Source organism: Paenibacillus solani, assembly GCF_050475945.1.
Taxonomy (GTDB): Bacteria; Bacillota; Bacilli; order Paenibacillales; family Paenibacillaceae; genus Paenibacillus_AQ; species Paenibacillus_AQ solani_A.
This window is the reverse complement of record NZ_JBCMXJ010000005.1, coordinates 487,504-505,253: the sequence shown is the minus strand read 5'-3', so window position 1 is coordinate 505,253 and position 17,750 is coordinate 487,504. Positions and strand designations below refer to the sequence as shown.

Here is a 17,750-nt window from a genome sequence, read left to right as displayed (position 1 = left end):
ACCGTGAGATCAGGCGGTTCTTCTGTTTTATTTTAGACCGAATCTTGCGATATGGTCTGTAAGCTTGTATTTATGCAGTAACTCGGTTTGCTTGGGACCGATCAGATCAAAATGCGGGTAAGGCAGGCGGTAATGAATATAGTCCGGGTTAAGGCCGTTGGATACGCACCAATCCTGTAGACGCTGAATATCAGAGCAGCCTACTTTGGTCACCGTGTTAAACTGTGGAAACCGTTTGTCATACCAGTAATGAGTCAAAAAAGCGATGTCTCCTTGCTTCACCTTCAACTTCCATTGCTGCAATTCTTGCTTCGAGATGCCGAATGCCATAGTTGTCTCATCCTCATTCGTATATTCATTCTTCTTATTATATCAGCATATACTTGACTGCACCTATTAGTTTACCACAGCATCTTGGGTACTAAGAAATAGTCCTGTATGCTGTCTATATGAAGTTTACCCTGATCTGAACGTTGATGGGATGGATATCGAAGAGGGGGAAGCGATATGATACTGGAATCAGCGATACTTTATATCAAACCTGGGCTGGCAAGTGAGTTTGAGAGTGCCTTCCGCGAGGCCTCAAGTGTACTGCTATCGAAAAAAGGTTATATAGACCACGAGCTTCACAAGTGCGTAGAGAACCGGGACGAGTATATATTTCTCGCTCGTTGGAGCGGCATTAAAGACCGCTTAATCGGCTTCCGGGGGCACCCGGATTACAAGAAATGGTCGGACTCTCTCGATCCGTTTTATGCTCGTCCTCCTGAGATTAAGCATTATATCGACATCCGTGTGGATCGTCGTGACGAAGCAGATCAGGTGCTGATGAAAATATTGCTCGCTAAAGGTGTGACATTCACAGAGCCGGAAGAGACGAAGTCTGAGGATTGAACCATGTTCAGTCATAAATATATCCATGTAACTCGAAGCTGTCTGGCGGACAGCTTCTTGGTGTGTCACAAGCAATATGCGGGAAAGCACGGATATTTGATCGGATTTTGGGTCAATTGAACAGGAATATTGGAGTGTCGTGACGAATTTTATTGTGAAGCGAAAACTATATATAAGGAGTGGGTTACTATTACTATAGATTATCATGGTGTTCGCCGTCTTGCTGACGACATTCGAGCAAACGTTTCCAAAGTAATGGTCGGTAAAGAACAGCTGATTGACCGTCTGTTTATCGCCATGGTTACTTCCGGTCATGTACTCTTGGAGGATGTGCCCGGGACAGGCAAGACTTTGCTGGCCAAGTCCATTTCAAAATCCATTGATTGCACGTTTAAGAGAGTACAGTTCACACCAGATTTACTGCCGTCAGACTTGAGCGGTATTTATTTCTATAATCAACAGTCCGGGGCTTTTGAATTCCGTCCCGGACCACTGTTTACCAACATACTTCTGGCCGATGAGATTAACAGAGCGACCCCGCGTACACAATCCAGTCTGCTGGAGTGTATGGAGGAACGCCAGATTAGTATTGACGGGGTCACCCATCAACTGAAAGAACCGTTTCTTGTCATTGCCACACAGAACCCGCTTGAGCAGCAAGGAACGTTTCCGCTGCCAGAAGCACAGCTGGACCGTTTTCTATTTAAACTCAATATGGGATATCCTTCTTCAGAGGAAAGCGTAAATATTCTGAAAAGATTCAAAGATGCTCAGCCTTTGGAAACTCTTACGGCAATCGCTACGTCTGACAGCATCGTAGAAGCCAGGCATATCGTCAGCAAAGTCCATGTGAGTGACGAAATACTTGCCTATATCGTTGCGTTAGCTGAGCAATCCAGACGCGATGAAGCTGTACTTTCCGGCGTGAGTCCAAGGGGCTGCCAAGCTTTGCTGAAAGCCGTGCAGGTTCAGGCTGTTCTGAAGGGCAGGGAGTTTGTAACGCCTGATGACGTGAAGGATTTGGCTGTGCCGGCTTGGGCACATCGCATAAAGCTTAAGGGGACGCTACATAGCCGTGGCGGTGCTGCCGCATCCGAGGAGGTCATTGAGCGGCTGCTGCAGCAGGTTGCCGTACCGACCGAAGAAGGCATCATGTCGTAGGGGGCGAAATCGCATGGGAGCCTACTGGATATTGTTAATCGCCGCTGTGGCGGTCGTAGTGCAGGCCAAGATTTTTAACCAGGCATTGAAAAAGCTGAACTACACCCGCTCCTTCAAGGTGTCTACCTGTTACGAAGGAGATTCCGTGGAGTTGATTGAGATCATCGAGAACCGTAAAGCATTGCCAGTGCCTTGGCTCAGGGTGGAGTCTCAATTCCGCTCAGGCCTGGCATTTGATAATCAACTTAACCTGGATATTAGTGAAGGCCAATTCAATCAGAACCACAAAAGCTTTTTCAGTCTGCTGCCATGGACCAAAATTCATCGCAGACATCGGATTACCGCTCAGCGAAGAGGTCTGTATAAGCTGGGTTCCGTTACGATGACCGCGGGTGATCTGGTCGGAATAGTCTCCATTGTACAGAGCAAAACGATGACAGGTGGTATTATCGTATATCCTATGCCCATGGATGTAACGGAGATGGACCTGCCGGTCCAAACGTGGATGGGTGAGATGCTGGTTCGACGATGGATATTGGAGGATCCTTTCCTAATATCGGGTGTACGTGAATATCGGGACGGAGATCCGTTAAAGGATATACAATGGAAAGCAACGGCACGGACTGGCAGCTTACAGGTCCACAGACGGGATACGACAGCTGACAGCCGACTCTTGATCTATCTGAATATCGAGGACCACGAGCAGATGTGGAACAAAGCGACTCGCCCCGAGCCAATCGAGTTTGGTATCCGGCTGGCAGCCGGTATTTCGGCACATTTGTTGACGCAAGGGATGGAAATCGGGATGGGGACGAACGGTACGCTAGGTGAGGAGACGAGTCTAGAGGCGTTTGTCCCGGTTGCAGGCGGCATGACGCAGCAGCAGCTCATATTGGAAATGCTTGCTCAGCTTGAGCTGACACGCAGGCTATCATTCCATGATTATATGGTGCAAGAACTTTCCCGGCATACAGAGGCAACTGATATTCTCATATTGAGCACATACGTCAGCCCCAGGTTGGAAGAAGTATTTCAGCGATTTCGGGAGTTTGGCCATACGATCCAGGTCGTTCCTCTTGAAAATGTACCTTCTCCATCGAAGGAGGTGTCGGCATGAGTGGTCAAGGTTCCAGAGGATTTATAAAAGTCTTCTTCCAGGGATTCGTTGAATGCTTACTCTATTTTCCTGTACTTTTTATTCCGGCATTTTACTTGCTGCCCGAAACGTACCGATGGATCTGGCCTGCAGTGGTATTAGGCGGGTACCTAGTAGGTTATCTAGGTTCGGTATGGTTCAAGTTCGATCGTCAGTTCAAGGCGTTATTATGGGCGTGCCTGATGGCTATTGTGGTATCCATCGTCTTTGCAGGTGTAGATCGGGCGCTCGTTTATCTCATTCCTGTATTGTTTATAGCCAGTTATCGAGGGAGCCGCATGGAGCAAGTGGACTGGAATAAGATGTTCCCGGGAATTTATTTCCTGGTAGGCTTGATCTTGTATGGGCTCAGCAGCTTTGTATTACGTTATCTGGCTTCCTTTCAGGATGGAATGGCGCTACTTACCTGGATTGGGGCAGCGGCGCTAATTACGACTCTACTGATTGTCAATCGCCAATCCGTGCTTGAGGAAACCCTGCCGGGCAATGACCAGCCCATTTTGGAACGGCGTGTGTTGCGTTACAATCGCTGGTTTGTAATCATATTACTGCTTCTGATCGGAATTGTTGCTTTCCTTCCGCAGCTTCAGCAATGGGTCTTTGATTTGGTCAGAGGGATTATATCATGGATCATTGGCATAATGGGTACGGGAACGGAGCAGGTTCCTGAATCGCCTTCAGAACCGGAACCTCAGCCGGAAATCCCTTTCTTGGATGAAGAAATCAAGCAGCCAAGCCCATGGTTGAAAGTAACGGAGCAAATTCTGCTCTATGCCGTTTTCATTGGGATTGGAATCGGTATCATCTATGGTTTGTATAGGTTAGGTAAAGTCCTGCCCCAGTTATACAGGAGATTCACTGCATGGATGAACAGGTTAATGAACAGGCAGCATGCTCACTCCTCTCTTGGATATGAAGATGAGGTGGAGAAGATTGAACATGATCCGGCCTCCAAGCGTTTGAGACGGTTGTTATCGGGTATGCGAATCGGTGGAAAGTTACGGTCAGGAGAAGGACCTCAGCAGCTCAATGAGAAAATTCGCCATATGTATCGGATGATACTTTCACGAAGTATCAGGGAAGGCTATCATTGGAAGGTAGCCCTAACGCCGAGGGAAACGAAAAGCGATCTTATGGAATGGGACGGTCAGAGTGGTAGAATATCGCCCTCCTTGATTGAGCTTTATGAGGAAGCTCGTTATGGAAACCGTACCATTACGCAAGAAGAGGTTGAACGTTTACAACAAGAACGGAAGTCTACATAAGGGGTGTGACATCTTGTCCGTACAAAAAGAAAGCGATGCTGTTATTCACTATGGGGATCTCGCCGTAACCGGCGGAGTCTCCGTGTTTGATAAAGAATTTGACGAGCTATTTTACTATGAGGGAACCGATTTGGGATTAACCTATCGTTCTCAAGAATCTACGTTCCGTCTGTGGGCGCCAACAGCCAGCGAGGCCTATGTTCTATTGTATACGGATTGGCAGACAGCAGAAGCCCGTCGATACGCGATGACTCGGGATGTGAAGGGGACCTGGCTGCTGACCATCGCAGAAGATCTCCAGGGTATGTATTATACCTACCAGGTTCTTATCGGGGACCAGAGGAACGAAGCCATTGATCCCTATGCAGTTGCCGTTGGCGTCAACGGGGACCGAGCTTGCATTGTAGATATGGCGACAACTAATCCTAAGCGGTGGACCGAAGACAAACCGCCACTACATAGTCCGGTGGATGCCATTATCTATGAATTGCATGTTCGGGATTATACCATCCATTCGAACAGCGGGGTGGAGCATAAGGGCAAGTTTAAAGGTCTTACAGAGACAGGCACACGCGGGCCAGGAGGAATTCGAACAGGACTCGATCATATTGTTGAGCTGGGAGTTACGCATGTGGAGCTGCTCCCGATCTATGATTTCTCAACAGAAAGCGTGGATGAAACCATGCTTCATGTGCCTCAGTACAATTGGGGGTATGATCCTAAAAATTACAATGCCCCGGAAGGTTCTTACGCTACAGATCCATACGTACCCGAGGTGCGGATTCGCGAACTGAAGCATATGATTCAAACTTTCCATGATCATGGGCTTCGCGTCATTATGGATGTGGTGTACAACCATGTCTATGACGGATATTTAATTAATTTCACTAAGCTGGTCCCTGGATATTATCTTCGCTATAACAAGGATCGCAAATTTTCCAACGGATCGGGATGTGGTAATGATACAGCCTCCGAACGGCCGATGATGCGAAAGTTCATTGTGGAGTCCGTCCTGCATTGGGTGAAGGAGTACCGGATTGACGGTTTTCGCTTCGACTTGATGGGGTTGCTGGATGTTGAAACAATGAATGAAATCCGGTCACGTTTGGATGAGATTGACCCATCGATCATTACAATCGGCGAGGGCTGGGTTATGAATACCGAGCTGGAAGAGAAGAAGCGGGCGAATCAGCAGCAAGCGGCTTTGATGCCGCGGATCGCGCATTTTAACGATGGATTCCGGGATGCTGTTAAGGGGGACATCTTCCAATTCGACTACAAAGGCTTTGTAAGTGGAGGTGTTGGCTACCAAGACAAGGTGAAGCAAGGTGTCGTGGGTGGCATTTCGTATTCCAAAGACATCAAGTCATTTGCATCTGAGCCGGATCAGTGTGTAAATTATGTGGAGTGTCACGATAACCATACCCTATGGGACAAAATTATGCTGTCCACGGAAGGGGATACTGACACCGTACGCCGCGCTATGCATCGGCTGTCATCAGCCATGATTCTGACCAGTCAAGGTATCCCTTTCTTGCATGCCGGCCAAGAATATTACCGATCTAAGAATGGAGTAGAGAACAGTTATAACTCCAGTGATGAAATCAATCGACTTGATTGGGATATGGCATCACAGCATCAGGATGGAGTGAGGTATATTCAGCGGCTTGTTCAGCTTCGCAAGGAGCATCCGGCTTTTCGAATGAAAGATGCTGCATTGATTCGTGAGCATCTACAGTTTGAACCCTGTCCTGAGCATGCCGTTGCCTTCACTCTTCGCAATCATGCAGGTGGTGACACAGAGAATCATATATATGTACTGTATTATGCGGCTCGCAAAGAGTCTTCTCTCGTTTTACCCCAGCTGGGCGATTGGAAGGTTCTTCTTGGGGAGGAGCATATCAAGCGTATAAGTCGGGACTCACTTGTCGTCTCTGGAATTGGCGCTGTCATATTATCCTGCTAAACCACTCACAGCCAGCTAATATTACCAAGAAATGAATAATGCCTGATTCTATCTTCATCTGATATGCTGAGAGTATCAGATGATAGAATCGAGGCGTCCCTTTGAAGAAATATATCCTGTCACTTTGTTTGCTGTTGTCATTTACAGTGCTGTTAAGCCCTGCTCCGACATCAGCGGCGCAAGCTCCTGGTTCCACTGCTTTTCATGATATTTCAGCTAGCTTTGCCAAAGAGGCGATTAATCGTCTGGCTAAGCGGGGTATCGTAAGCGGTGACGGCACAGGGGCTTTTTTGCCGCGAAATCACGTTACTCGCGCCGAGTTTGTCACGATGGTTGTCAGAATGCTCAAGATGGAGCCTGTTCAGAATGATCTGTCGGCCTTTCGGGATGTATCGAAGTCGGCATGGTATTATGGTTGGATTCATGCAGCCCTTAATTTGTCTATCGTTGAAGGGAATGGATACCGCTTCTACCCGAATGATCCGATAACTCGTCAAGAGGCCGCTGTAATCGTAATTCGTGCCATGAAGCAGAGCGGAGTAAATTCCACAAATACAGCCGCCATCTATACAGATTCTGCTTCTATTGCCCAGTGGGCCTGGAATGCTGTTAGCCAAGCGACTAATACGGGCTGGCTGCAAGGAAGCAAAGGGCAATTCAGACCACAGGACGCGATCACTCGCGAAGAGACTGCAGCGCTATTGGACCGAGTTCTTCAAACGGGGAGTGTGAAGTCCAGAATCGACAGTCAGACTCCAGTGAATATTCATATGGGCTGGTTGTACGATGCCACGGCGGAACAATATATCTCCTATGCCAAACGAGCCGGGTTGAATGTGCTTGTACCCCGCTGGTTTTACATGGAGTCTAACGGAAAGGTGTCCGACAACACGGACATCGAACTGTTGAATTGGGCGCATAATAATGGTCGTCAGGTATGGGCGATGGTGGGGAACCGCGGTAATGATGAAGGAACTCACCAGGTTTTGAGCAGTGCACAAATTAGGAAGTCCGTCATTGATCGTATTGCTGCGAATGTGGCCCAATATCGGTTGGACGGGATTAATATCGACTTTGAGAATGTTATGCCTTCTGATCGGCAGAATTTGACGACCTTTATCACGCAATTGTCTATCGAATTAAAGCGGCTTGGGGCCAAGTTATCCATCGATGTCTCTCCCGACTTGAATACAGATTGGACGGCTGCCTTCGATTATGCGTCGCTTGGCAAGCAAGTGGACTACATGGTGCTCATGAGTTATGACCAGCATTGGGGCGGATCACCAATTGCTGGCTCCGTATCCTCCCTGCCATGGAGCGAATCTGCTCTGGTCAAGCTGTTGACTCAAGTTCCGGCTAAGAAAAGCATTATCGCCTATCCGCTCTACACCAGGGATTGGCGGATCGCGTCTTCGGTGTCCTCACAGGACATTACTCTGGTCGAACAAGGACATCGTATTCGTCTGAAGCAGGCCTCCTTATCATGGAATGCCGATGTGGGACAGTATGAAGCAGCCTATAGAAATAATGGGGTTCAGCATCGTATATGGACCGAGGATGCCCGCTCACTGTCATGGAAACATCTGATGGCGGCCCGATATCAAATTGCAGGATATGCCTATTGGTACCCGGGTGCCGAGACAACAGACGTATGGCAGTCCATCTACAACGCAGAACGTTATGCGTCTTATTCCTTTGGGATATAACATTCCTCCTATTGAACACAAGACGAACCCCCGCAGAGTGGGGTTCGTCTTTTTTACTTGTAAAGCCGATATTCCGTGATACAATAATAAAAATCTTTTTTTGGGATATTTTTCAAGAGAGAGGTGTGTGGATATGGCTAATCATGCGGAGGAACGCTTGAAGCTGCTGGGCATCAGCTTGCCGGAAGCCAGCTCGCCAGCCGCCAAATACGCTAACTATGTCATCGTTGATGGGTTAATGTATGTTTCAGGCAAGGGTCCCTCAGGACAGCCAAAGGGTAAGCTAGGCGACCAGTACACGACAGAGCAAGGTTACGAATTCGCTCGCCTCACCGGAATTGAAGTCTTAGCTGTATTAAAAGAAGGCCTTGGATCGCTTGATAAAGTGAAGCGGGTTGTTAAGATTCAAGGTTTCGTTAACGCAACTGCAGATTTCGAAGAACACCATAAGGTGTTGAATGGCTTTTCGGACTTGATGCTAGAGGTGTTCGGAGATCAAGGGATTCATGCCAGATCCGTATTCGGAGCGGTATCCTTGCGGGATCAGCTGCCTGTCATTGTGGATTCGATTTTTCAAGTGGAGGAGTAGGGCATAATGTTAATCTTAAGGGAACTGCTGGAGACAGAGGATGAGAGTCTTCTGCTTATGGTTCAGGAAATTGGCGATGGTGGAAATGGCTTTGTTAACAGCTTAAACAGCATTAACATGGAAGAATTCTCGTCCAAGGTTCAACGGAATTATGAAATAGCGCGAAGCATCAACTTGCCTGATGAGTATGTTCCCCAGACGATTTATTGGCTGTACCATAACGACAAGCCTGTGGGTTACGGCAAGCTCAGACACCGTTTAAACGAGAAGCTGCTGGAGTTAGGAGGGCATATCGGATATGTCATCAGGCCTTCTGAGCGAGGGAAGGGCTACGGCAAGCAGATGCTGGCCGGGTTGATTAAGAAAGCCCATGAAATGAATATAAGCCGGGTGCTCTTAACCTGCGATGAATCCAACCTGGCTTCCCGTCGCATCATTGAATGCAGCCATGGCGAGCTAAGTTCCATAGCCGACGGGAAGTGTAAATACTGGATTGATATTTCACAGGACATGTCTAGAAGAGATTGTTAGGAATATGGGGTTAGTAAAATAAACCGCAGGGAAATAGAGCTTCTACTATTCATACTCTCTTCAACCAATCAAACATCCTGTTGATCGCCGCAGCATGCTGCGGCGGCGGGAAATGATGCTGAAGTCCTTCATACAGATGGGCATCCGGCTGATGTCCATGTTCCCGCAGTTTCTCAAGCATGCGATAACTATGTTCAACCAGAACCTGCTCGTCCAGCGTTCCATGGACGAGCAGAACTGGGCACTGGATACGATCCGCGTAATGGATGGGGGATCGGAGCATATACTGTTCAGGTACCTTGGCAGGTGTACCGCCAATGACGCGTTTCATCATTCTGCGCAGATCGATGCGCTCTTCATACGTTTGGGCCAGATCCGACACACCGCTCCAGAGGATCATCTTGGATACATGAGGCGATACGGCGGCTGCTACGGCAGCGTTGATAGCACCACGGGAGAATCCCAACAGATGGATTTTGCTGTTATCGATCCAGGAGAGGTGAGATAGCCAATCGATGGCGTTAATCACATCCATCGTATCGGCACCTCCGAATTCATCACGGCCCTCGCTGCCTTCATTCCCGCGATAGGCAGGGGCAAATACAGCGTATCCTTGCGCTGCGAACTCCTCGATCCATTTTAACCGGACTGCTCCAACACGTCCGATGCCGCCGCGGCAATATATGACCAGAGGCAGTTTAATTGCTGTTGTACTTAAAGATTCTTGATTTGAATTTTGGTACATATTCAGGGAGCAAGCCAGGGTTTCGGTTATCCTTACACCTTGGACATCGTTTACTTCTTCGATCAGCACCCGGCCTTGCGAGTGGGATAACTGTGGGGGCAGTCCTAGATAACCCTTAACCTGCAGTCCATCTGAGACATAGTCAATGTGATAGATCATGGTGGCTCTACCTCCAGTTTTAATCATCTTGATACTTCGTGGATTGGTTTCGCAATTACAAAAATGAGTTCCAATAAGTATAGTATTTTCCTGCTGTTGAAATCAATGAATCCATGTAAGGAATTACAATTTGCTAAACGGCAGATCATTTGGTAAATTAGTAACTCGGGCATGATCATCTTGTCCATTGCCATGGCGGTCGTGGCGAAGGGGTTAACGCACCGGATTGTGGCTCCGGCATTCGTGGGTTCAAGTCCCATCGATCGCCCTTTAGTAATTATTCATAACGAGAAGGAGAGCCGAATGGCTCTCTTTTTTGTGTTATTTCTGAAGCAGAACCAGATGCCAGTGTGCATATTAAGTGTTATAATGATGTGGAAATCGAGGTGAGTCTAATGGCAAAAAAGAATCGGACAGCCCCCTTGCCACGTAAAGAAGCTGCGGAGAAACCCGCAACGTTAAAGGATATGCTGGACCCGCAAGTTTTGGCAAAATTGAAGGCGACAACCGAAACCTTGAAAGCAAGCGAAACCGAGCGGCTTGAGAAAGAGAGACAGGAGCGGGAAGCTCAGCGCAAGGCCGAGCAGAAGCGTCGCGATAACGACTTTGAATATTTGCTGGAACATAGCGAGATGGATTGGAAGAAGTATAAATGACAGGCGGCTTTACGCTGTCTGTTTTTTTATAAATGGATAAGAATCACTAAGCTGGCTGACAATCGAATGTATAATTTGAAATATGAATTACATGGTAATCATCTGTAGGAGAAAAGCTGCTATTTGACCTATGCGGGGGAAGGTTAACGGATTATGGAATATAATCAGACTTTAACGATCGGGATTGGCGGAGGCTCCGGAAGCGGCAAAACGACGCTAAGCCTTCAGCTCAAGCAGAAGTTAAGCATGTACCGGGTAGAGATCTTTCATATGGATCGTTATTACAAACCCGAGAGACCTATAGCTAAGGCGCCCTTCACGAATCAACTTTTTGAGGATTTCAATCATCCGGATGCGGTCCATATACAACGGCTGATTGAGGATGTGGGCAAAGCCGTACATAGCGGCGAGCATGATGTGGTCATCATCGAGGGATTTCTTTTATACCAATTCGAGCAGCTGCGGAAGCTTTTGCAGTTGAAAGTGTTCATCGATTGTCCAGCGGACGAAAGAATGATTCGCCGTAACCGGCGATTTACGGAAAAGGGTCATAGCGAGCAGGAAGTCCTTCAGGAATATTTACAGCTCGTTCGATACCGGCATGATGAATTCGTAGAACCTACCCGATGGTATGCGGATGTGGTGTTGAATGGTTCTATAGAGGGGAATCTTGGCTGCGCGGTTGTGACAGAGTGGATCTTGGCCAGAATTCAGGAGAATCGGATACAAACTTAAGCGGTTAGTTACATCATATTTTGGAAAGCCGATGAATCCCTATTATCTTGATGATATTGATATGTTGTTGATGTCATACTGCAAGCAGGTTACAATAAGTAAGTGTTTAATAAGCTCGCTAGGAGGCGAATAGAATGAAAGTTGAAATATGGTCGGATTTTATGTGTCCGTTCTGTTATATTGGTAAACGCCGTTTTGAATCAGCATTGGAGCAATTCCCTTATAGAGACCAGGTTGAAGTGGTGTACCGTAGCTTTGAGCTTGATCCCAACGCTTCGTACAAGCCGGGTGTCAGTATGGATGAGTTATTGGCAACCAAATACGGCATGAGCCTGGAACAGGCCAAGGCAGCCAATGCGAACGTGACCCAGCAAGCAGCTGGTGTGGGGCTGACCTATCATATGGATCGTATCATCCCGGCCAATTCATTTGATGCTCACCGTCTTGTCCATTTTGCAGCTCAGCATGGTAAAATGAAAGAGATGACGGAGCGGTTATTCCACGCATATTTTACAGAGGGTGGAAATCTTGAAGACAAAAATTTGCTCTCCGATCTGGCAGCAGAGGTAGGTCTGGACCGTGAACAAGCCGCGGCTACGCTCCAAAGTGATGCCTTCCAATCCGAGGTGCGCGCAGATGAAGCAGCTGCATCCAAGCTAGGAATCCGAGGAGTGCCATTCTTTGTGCTGGGGGGTAAATATGCCGTTTCCGGCGCACAACCGCTTGAGGTTTTCACGGACGCTTTGGATAAGGCTTATCGTGAAGCGAATCCGCTGGTTATGATGAATGACTCTGGAGAAAACGGAGGCATGTGTACCGACGGCTCTTGTGATCTCCCGGACCAAGCGAAATAAATTCATAACTCAAATCTATTCATGAGCCCGAAGATCGAAAAGCGAGTTTTCGGGCTCATTTATTCATTTACTGGCACTACGATGAGCAAAGGGGGACTACTTGATGCAGCTTCCATCTGAGGAACTTATGGTTCGTATCCAGCAGTCGGAAACGGATTACATGTATGATCGTATGAAAGGAATCATCGACCGGCCCGGAAATCCGGAGGGTGTGGAGATGGCGTATTTTGGCCATGCCTTGTGCCTATACAGCAAGACCATGCCGTGGCCTTCTTTTAACACGGTAAAAGGGATCCGGGTGGAGGATGTGAGCCATCTGGATGCTATCCTCGATTTCTATAAATCCAGAAACCGCTGCTTCCAGTTCGAGCTTGTTCCCGGCATGGTAAATCAAGAACTGCTAGCGGAGCTAGCAAAGCGAGGCTTCTACCAATCCGGGTTTCATAATTCCATGTACATACATCCACAAGAGCTGAAGGAAGTACCAGATACCGGAATTGTGATCAAAACAATAGACAATGATGACTTTGAAGATTATGCTAAAGTACATTGCCGTGGAACAGGATTGCCTGACCAGGGGATTCCCTCTGTTGCATCGAACAATCGAGTATTATACTCGCGTCCGGGCTGGAAATTCTATATGGCCTATATCAAGGGACAGCCAGCAGCAGCAGGCGTAATGCATGTGAATCATTCTACGGCCTCACTTACATTTGCGGCGACACTTCCTGAGTATCGAAGACAGGGCTTGCATCAGGAGTTGCTTCGTAAGAGAATAGAGGAAGCAAAACTTGAAGGGTGTAATCTCGTTGTCTCGCAGTGTGCCTTCCTATCTCAGAGTCACCGAAACATGGAGGCGATAGGTATGAAGCTGGCTTATGTACGGACAACGTGGACGGAGCGCCAGTAGGCTAGATCTTAGGAGTTAGGCAGGGGGCAGTGATCGATGCAGGAAGACATCCTTTTTCGCAATATAGAATACTTGCGCCGCGGCTCTGCCAAACAGCGGGATGCGGCATTGGTGATCGATGAGCTTGAAATATTGGATCATTTGAAATCCTACAATCCCATACTGGTTGGAACCATACCGATCGGCATCGATATTGCTGGGAGTGATCTTGATATTATATGCTGTGTGTGGGACTTTGCCAGGTTTGAAAGGGAAATCAAAGCTCGCTACAGCAGGTTAATTCCTGAGCTCACCTGTGCATCCCGGATTGTAAACAAGATAGAACGGATGGTTGTACGGTTTCAGTATAAAGACTGGGACTTTGAAATATTTGCTCAGCCCGTGCCTTCTCTTAAGCAGAACGGTTACCGGCATATGATGATTGAATACAAGCTACTGAGTCGGCTGGATGAAGCTGCAAAACAAAGAATTATCGAGCTGAAGAGGTCGGGTTTTAAGACCGAGCCTGCCTTTGCAGAGCTGTTGAATATTCCGGGTGATCCTTATGAAGAACTGCTGAACATGTCATCCTGGTCGGAGGATCAACTGGATATCTATATATCAAATCTTGATATGGATAAGGAGCGGTGTCATGAGTGAAAAATTGCAGCTGTTGAACGAGTATTCCGAGTGGATGGGCAAGGTTAGAGAATTTGCAGAGCAGGATGAGGCGTATTGGGACTGTCCGATTTCCGCAGGAAAATGGACAGTACGTGATGTCGTATATCATATCATGCGCTGGGATGAATATTTTTACGAAGAGGCTATCGCGAAAATTTCATCAGGTACATCGCTTACCGTAAAACATCTGGATTATGATCAATTTAATGATGAGGCGAGGCGTTATGCCAAGACGTTGTCGACCGAAGCTCTGGTAGATCAGACAATTATAGCAAGAGAGAGGCTGGTTAGGGCAATTGAAGCCTTGTCTGAAACGGCATATAACCAGCAATATACGGATGGAGATGGGCATCCTTTCGAAGTGGAGCAATTTATGCGTGATTTCATCTGGCATGACAAGCACCATCTGGCTCAACTGAATGGAGTGCTTCAATCAGGTTCATCGGCAATACAAACGTAGAAATGGGTGAAGTCATTGAATGGCTACTTGGACATCATGTCCTATTTTACCGAGAGTAATCTGGAATGGTTTTTAGAACAGTTTAGAGCTTTAGGACCACTGCCAGGCATACTGCTAACCTTCTTGAAATCCTTCATACCTCCGATGCCCACGATGGTGATCGTAGGTGTAAATGCGGCGGTGTATGGGCTTTGGGCAGGGTTTCTCTATTCCTGGATCGGTATGGTGGCAGGATGTTTGACGACATTTCTTCTGGTCCGTAAAATATCCGGTTCGGCACTGATCGAACGCTGGGCGAATAAACCCAAAGTCCAGCGCGGCATGCGTTGGATTCAGCGGAATGGATTCAGTTACGTCTTCTTGCTCGGCATACTTCCTGTCGGCCCGTTTGTCGCCGTCAATATCGCTGCCGGGCTGGCGAGAATGAACCTGCTTTCTTATCTCTTGGCTGTAAGTTTGGGCAAGGGCATTATGATATTCTGCGTTTCTTACATTGGTGCCAACCTGTCCGACTTTATCGCGGAACCCTATAAACTGCTTGGAGTTCTTGCTTTTATTATTTTATCCTTATGGGCCAGTAGAAAATTGGATGCCCACTTTGTAAGAAAACAAGTGGTACACGATACACAAGCAGAGCTGCAGTCCAATTAATTGGCCTAACTGTCTGTTGATAATACTGAGCTGGATTCATTAATTCATGTTAAAAATAAAGCAGGCGGTATGGTGATTCATTTACCATATTGCCTTTTTTGCATAGCACGACCTCTTTATTGCTGTATAATGGAAAAATAGATTAATCCTAACCAATACAAGCAGTAAGGAGTGTGCTTATGGCTAAACTGGCCTCATCCATTCTGGAAATGATTCGAATGAATATCATCATGATGATATTTGTGATGATTTTGAGTAACATCGAACATCAAATACTGAAGCAATGGATTCCATGGGAAGGGCTGTATTACTTTTTCTTATTCATAGGGAACGTGTTGTGGTTTGCGGTACTTTATCGGAATCGCCTGCAATTTAGCGGATGGTATCGATCGAAGATGCAGGAGAAATTATCTAGAAAATCGACGTGGATCTTAATGTCTCTGGGTACGATCTTTATTGCAGCACCGGCGTTGAATAAGATGTTCGGCTTCGTAGCAGGGCTGTAATACAGTTGGAATACGCTGAATTTGCCGTAATACAGTAAGGGGCCATCCTCAAGGTCGATACCTTGGGATGGCCCCTTGCTTAATTCTTACAGTCGTTGGAGATAGCCTCTCATCACAGTCGTTTTCGTTTAAACACAGTCACAAAGAGACAGGAGAGAAGCAGCAGCACAATGGATACTCCGGCATAGATAGCTTCCCGGGTGCTGCCTTGTTGCTCGGCAGCCCCGCTTGGTCCATCACCAGGTCGGCCCATTCCGCGTCCTCCCGGCATTTGGCCGCCAAACTCGCCGCCAAATCCATTTCCCATCTGTCCTTGAGGGAAATCAGGCATCTGGCCTTGACCATTCTGCCCCGGATTTTGCGGTAGATCCGTTTGATTGCCATTGGAAGGAGGCTGGGTTGGAGCTTGCGTTTGATCTGCAGACTGATCCTCTGTCATTGATGTTGGTTCCGTATTTGCCCCGGAAACAGCATCGGTTTTAGTGCTGGCAGTAGGACTATCTGTGTCCGATGCGACAGCCGATTCTGGCGATGCTGGTGGTTGAATATTGCCAGCGGCCACGGTACCTTCAGATTTCATGCTTGACGTGTTGCCCGTACGACTAGGTACTGTGCCTGCATTATTCGGGGACATGTTGCCAGACGCATTGCTTGATGTCTTGCTTGCGTTCGTGTCAGCAGTGTTGTCCTGAGCAGCATCATTGGAATCAGGAGTCGTGCCCTTATTGCCGTCAGGCTGCATGGCTCCAGTACCACTCGGTTGCAAATCGCCGAAATCTCCTGGTATGCCACCCGTAGCGCCGCTCTGCGTCATGGTTGCGTCCCCACGGCTCGGCCTCATACCCCCGCCACCTCCGCCTGGACCCATGCCTCCGCCACTGCCGCTTCCGTCACCTGAGGAGGGAATCATTCCATCCAACTGCTGCTGAATGTTGTTCGTTGACGTTTGAGCGAATGAGGTTAATGTCGGGATGGACTTCTCGTACTCCTCATAGGAATAGAAGGGCCTTGGGTCTTGCTTAACATCCTCAGATATTAATTCTTTTAATTGTGCCACTCGTGCATTAAATGCGTCCTGCTGCATGTAGCCCTCCAGCATCTGCTTGATAATGGCGTGATAGCGTTCCTTGTATTCGTCAACTTCGAGCAGCTTGGCGATCAGAGGCCGTTCCGCCAGAGCTCCTTGGGTTGGCTCGTCTATGAGAATGCCCGAGCCGCCAAATCCTCCGAAGGCCATGTTATAGTCCCAGGGAAGCACGGAGAAAATGCCATTGTTCTCATACAGGTAATAGTTCTGTTTATTCATCCCCAGATAACTGTCCATATTGGAAGCGACGACGTTCAAGGCAACGTACTTGAGTACGTTATCGACATCCAGCACCTTCTCATAATCGCTGCCGTTATTAAGTTCATCCAGCATGTCGATTAATACATTGTCATTGGAGGATTTCGATTTCATGACAAGACCAGTATAGGAATCGGGGTCATTGCCAAGCCATGTTAAATCACTGCCTGTGCCTGTCATCTCTGCCTTGTATAAAGCCCCATATGCATTATCGAAATGACGCTCCAGATAGGAGTGACCAATCTGTTCGATTGCAAGATAGAAACCCCACAATTCATCATTAACATAGACGTTGACGTAGGAAAAGCCGGGTGTCGGCAGTCCTACGGATTCTGCAAGCTCATAAGTCAGGAACTCTCTCATATACGAAGCATCGCTGTAGTTGTTGTTCAGATTGATTTTGCTGATCCCGTTTAAAGTCTGATTGAGATATTCATCAAATGATATCTTGAAACTGTATCGGTCGGAGTCGGAATTAACCACGCTTCGCAGGCTTAAATTGCCTTTGGTGCGAATGCCGACATGATCAAACTGCATACCGTTATAATTGACTGACGCTTCTTTATATTCTTCAGCGCTGGCGTTGTCCAGCATATCCTGGAAATCGGCTTCGTCGATCGTGATTTTAACATCAATAACCTTATCCTTTGGAAAAACCGTTGAATCGATTTGCTCTTGCAGCGTTTCATTCTCCGTACTGCCAACTGTGCCTGTGGCCAGGGGACTCCCCTGACAACCCGAGAGCAGAAGAACTATGGCCAGTACAAGGGACAACAGTGTTGTTGTTCTATTCTTCGTCAT

The 17,750-nt window shown here is 47.5% G+C and carries 19 protein-coding genes and 1 tRNA gene; 17 read left to right on the top strand and 3 right to left on the bottom strand.

What is annotated here, in order from left to right; translation table 11 throughout:
- Positions 1-27: 27 nt before the first annotated feature.
- Positions 28-330, bottom strand: a complete 303-nt coding sequence (locus ABEQ74_RS04055; RefSeq protein WP_430119730.1) for a hypothetical protein — start codon at positions 328-330, stop codon at positions 28-30.
- Positions 331-507: 177 nt separating this feature from the next.
- On the opposite strand from ABEQ74_RS04055, the gene ABEQ74_RS04050 reads away from it, so the two are divergent.
- The 8 genes from ABEQ74_RS04050 to ABEQ74_RS04015 all read left to right on the top strand — a co-directional run bounded on the left by ABEQ74_RS04050 (position 508) and on the right by ABEQ74_RS04015 (position 9,268).
- Complete coding sequence (locus ABEQ74_RS04050; protein ID WP_430119728.1) at positions 508-894, top strand: antibiotic biosynthesis monooxygenase family protein; 387 nt, start codon at positions 508-510, stop codon at positions 892-894.
- A 195-nt stretch (positions 895-1,089) separates the two neighbouring features.
- On the top strand, positions 1,090-2,055 hold the full coding sequence (locus ABEQ74_RS04045; protein WP_430120906.1) for an AAA family ATPase: 966 nt from the start codon (positions 1,090-1,092) through the stop codon (positions 2,053-2,055).
- A gap of 13 nt (positions 2,056-2,068) precedes the next feature.
- Entirely contained in the window at positions 2,069-3,172 is a 1,104-nt protein-coding gene (locus tag ABEQ74_RS04040; protein ID WP_430119726.1) for a DUF58 domain-containing protein, read from the top strand.
- The gene (locus tag ABEQ74_RS04035) at positions 3,169-4,476 is read left to right on the top strand and encodes a DUF4129 domain-containing protein (protein ID WP_430119724.1); all 1,308 of its coding nucleotides are present in this window, start codon (positions 3,169-3,171) and stop codon (positions 4,474-4,476) included. Before ABEQ74_RS04040 ends, ABEQ74_RS04035 begins: the two co-directional genes overlap by 4 nt.
- 13 nt (positions 4,477-4,489) lie before the next feature.
- A complete protein-coding gene (gene pulA / locus ABEQ74_RS04030; RefSeq protein ID WP_430119722.1) occupies positions 4,490-6,442 on the top strand; it encodes a type I pullulanase in 1,953 nt (650 codons plus the stop codon).
- A gap of 101 nt (positions 6,443-6,543) precedes the next feature.
- Positions 6,544-8,148 carry an S-layer homology domain-containing protein gene (locus ABEQ74_RS04025; protein WP_430119720.1) on the top strand — a complete coding sequence of 535 codons (1,605 nt, stop codon included), beginning with the start codon at positions 6,544-6,546 and terminating at the stop codon, positions 8,146-8,148.
- A gap of 133 nt (positions 8,149-8,281) precedes the next feature.
- A complete protein-coding gene (locus ABEQ74_RS04020; protein WP_430119718.1) occupies positions 8,282-8,737 on the top strand; it encodes a RidA family protein in 456 nt (151 codons plus the stop codon).
- 3 nt (positions 8,738-8,740) lie between these two features.
- The gene (locus tag ABEQ74_RS04015; RefSeq protein WP_430120904.1) at positions 8,741-9,268 is read left to right on the top strand and encodes a GNAT family N-acetyltransferase; all 528 of its coding nucleotides are present in this window, start codon (positions 8,741-8,743) and stop codon (positions 9,266-9,268) included.
- Positions 9,269-9,317: 49 nt separating this feature from the next.
- Here ABEQ74_RS04015 and ABEQ74_RS04010 read toward each other — a convergent pair whose 3' ends face one another.
- Complete coding sequence (locus tag ABEQ74_RS04010; protein ID WP_430119716.1) at positions 9,318-10,172, bottom strand: alpha/beta hydrolase family protein; 855 nt, start codon at positions 10,170-10,172, stop codon at positions 9,318-9,320.
- A gap of 195 nt (positions 10,173-10,367) precedes the next feature.
- Here ABEQ74_RS04010 and ABEQ74_RS04005 point away from each other — a divergent pair.
- From ABEQ74_RS04005 to ABEQ74_RS03965, 9 genes are all read left to right on the top strand, one after another.
- Positions 10,368-10,440: transfer RNA gene (locus ABEQ74_RS04005), tRNA-His, on the top strand.
- Between the two features lie 127 nt (positions 10,441-10,567).
- Positions 10,568-10,828 carry a YqkE family protein gene (locus ABEQ74_RS04000; protein ID WP_054402865.1) on the top strand — a complete coding sequence of 87 codons (261 nt, stop codon included), beginning with the start codon at positions 10,568-10,570 and terminating at the stop codon, positions 10,826-10,828.
- Positions 10,829-10,981: 153 nt separating this feature from the next.
- The gene (locus ABEQ74_RS03995) at positions 10,982-11,563 is read left to right on the top strand and encodes a uridine kinase family protein (protein WP_430119714.1); all 582 of its coding nucleotides are present in this window, start codon (positions 10,982-10,984) and stop codon (positions 11,561-11,563) included.
- A 134-nt stretch (positions 11,564-11,697) separates the two neighbouring features.
- The gene (locus ABEQ74_RS03990) at positions 11,698-12,417 is read left to right on the top strand and encodes a DsbA family oxidoreductase (RefSeq protein WP_430119712.1); all 720 of its coding nucleotides are present in this window, start codon (positions 11,698-11,700) and stop codon (positions 12,415-12,417) included.
- A gap of 100 nt (positions 12,418-12,517) precedes the next feature.
- On the top strand, positions 12,518-13,327 hold the full coding sequence (locus tag ABEQ74_RS03985) for a GNAT family N-acetyltransferase (RefSeq protein WP_430119710.1): 810 nt from the start codon (positions 12,518-12,520) through the stop codon (positions 13,325-13,327).
- Positions 13,328-13,363: 36 nt separating this feature from the next.
- Positions 13,364-13,966, top strand: a complete 603-nt coding sequence (locus ABEQ74_RS03980; RefSeq protein ID WP_430119708.1) for a DUF4269 domain-containing protein — start codon at positions 13,364-13,366, stop codon at positions 13,964-13,966.
- Positions 13,959-14,447, top strand: coding sequence for a DinB family protein (locus tag ABEQ74_RS03975; protein ID WP_430119706.1), 489 nt, complete (start codon positions 13,959-13,961; stop codon positions 14,445-14,447). The genes ABEQ74_RS03980 and ABEQ74_RS03975 overlap by 8 nt, the downstream gene beginning before the upstream one ends.
- A gap of 36 nt (positions 14,448-14,483) precedes the next feature.
- Positions 14,484-15,098, top strand: coding sequence for a TVP38/TMEM64 family protein (locus tag ABEQ74_RS03970; RefSeq protein WP_430120902.1), 615 nt, complete (start codon positions 14,484-14,486; stop codon positions 15,096-15,098).
- 179 nt (positions 15,099-15,277) lie between these two features.
- Complete coding sequence (locus ABEQ74_RS03965) at positions 15,278-15,604, top strand: hypothetical protein (RefSeq protein WP_430119704.1); 327 nt, start codon at positions 15,278-15,280, stop codon at positions 15,602-15,604.
- 112 nt (positions 15,605-15,716) lie between these two features.
- Here ABEQ74_RS03965 and ABEQ74_RS03960 read toward each other — a convergent pair whose 3' ends face one another.
- Positions 15,717-17,750, bottom strand: coding sequence for a CotH kinase family protein (locus ABEQ74_RS03960; protein WP_430119702.1), 2,034 nt, complete (start codon positions 17,748-17,750; stop codon positions 15,717-15,719).

Bases quoted from the DNA above. Each gene is read 5' to 3' on its own strand.
- ABEQ74_RS04055 (WP_430119730.1), bottom strand. From the start codon at position 330: ATGGCATTCGGCATCTCGAAGCAAGAATTGCAGCAATGGAAGTTGAAG.
- ABEQ74_RS04050 (WP_430119728.1), top strand. From the start codon at position 508: ATGATACTGGAATCAGCGATACTTTATATCAAACCTGGGCTGGCAAGT.
- ABEQ74_RS04040 (WP_430119726.1), top strand. From the start codon at position 2,069: ATGGGAGCCTACTGGATATTGTTAATCGCCGCTGTGGCGGTCGTAGTG.
- ABEQ74_RS04035 (WP_430119724.1), top strand. From the start codon at position 3,169: ATGAGTGGTCAAGGTTCCAGAGGATTTATAAAAGTCTTCTTCCAGGGA.
- ABEQ74_RS04020 (WP_430119718.1), top strand. From the start codon at position 8,282: ATGGCTAATCATGCGGAGGAACGCTTGAAGCTGCTGGGCATCAGCTTG.
- ABEQ74_RS04010 (WP_430119716.1), bottom strand. From the start codon at position 10,172: ATGATCTATCACATTGACTATGTCTCAGATGGACTGCAGGTTAAGGGT.
- ABEQ74_RS04000 (WP_054402865.1), top strand. From the start codon at position 10,568: ATGGCAAAAAAGAATCGGACAGCCCCCTTGCCACGTAAAGAAGCTGCG.
- ABEQ74_RS03995 (WP_430119714.1), top strand. From the start codon at position 10,982: ATGGAATATAATCAGACTTTAACGATCGGGATTGGCGGAGGCTCCGGA.
- ABEQ74_RS03990 (WP_430119712.1), top strand. From the start codon at position 11,698: ATGAAAGTTGAAATATGGTCGGATTTTATGTGTCCGTTCTGTTATATT.
- ABEQ74_RS03980 (WP_430119708.1), top strand. From the start codon at position 13,364: ATGCAGGAAGACATCCTTTTTCGCAATATAGAATACTTGCGCCGCGGC.
- ABEQ74_RS03975 (WP_430119706.1), top strand. From the start codon at position 13,959: ATGAGTGAAAAATTGCAGCTGTTGAACGAGTATTCCGAGTGGATGGGC.
- ABEQ74_RS03970 (WP_430120902.1), top strand. From the start codon at position 14,484: ATGTCCTATTTTACCGAGAGTAATCTGGAATGGTTTTTAGAACAGTTT.
- ABEQ74_RS03965 (WP_430119704.1), top strand. From the start codon at position 15,278: ATGGCTAAACTGGCCTCATCCATTCTGGAAATGATTCGAATGAATATC.
- ABEQ74_RS03960 (WP_430119702.1), bottom strand. From the start codon at position 17,750: ATGACGAAGAATAGAACAACAACACTGTTGTCCCTTGTACTGGCCATA.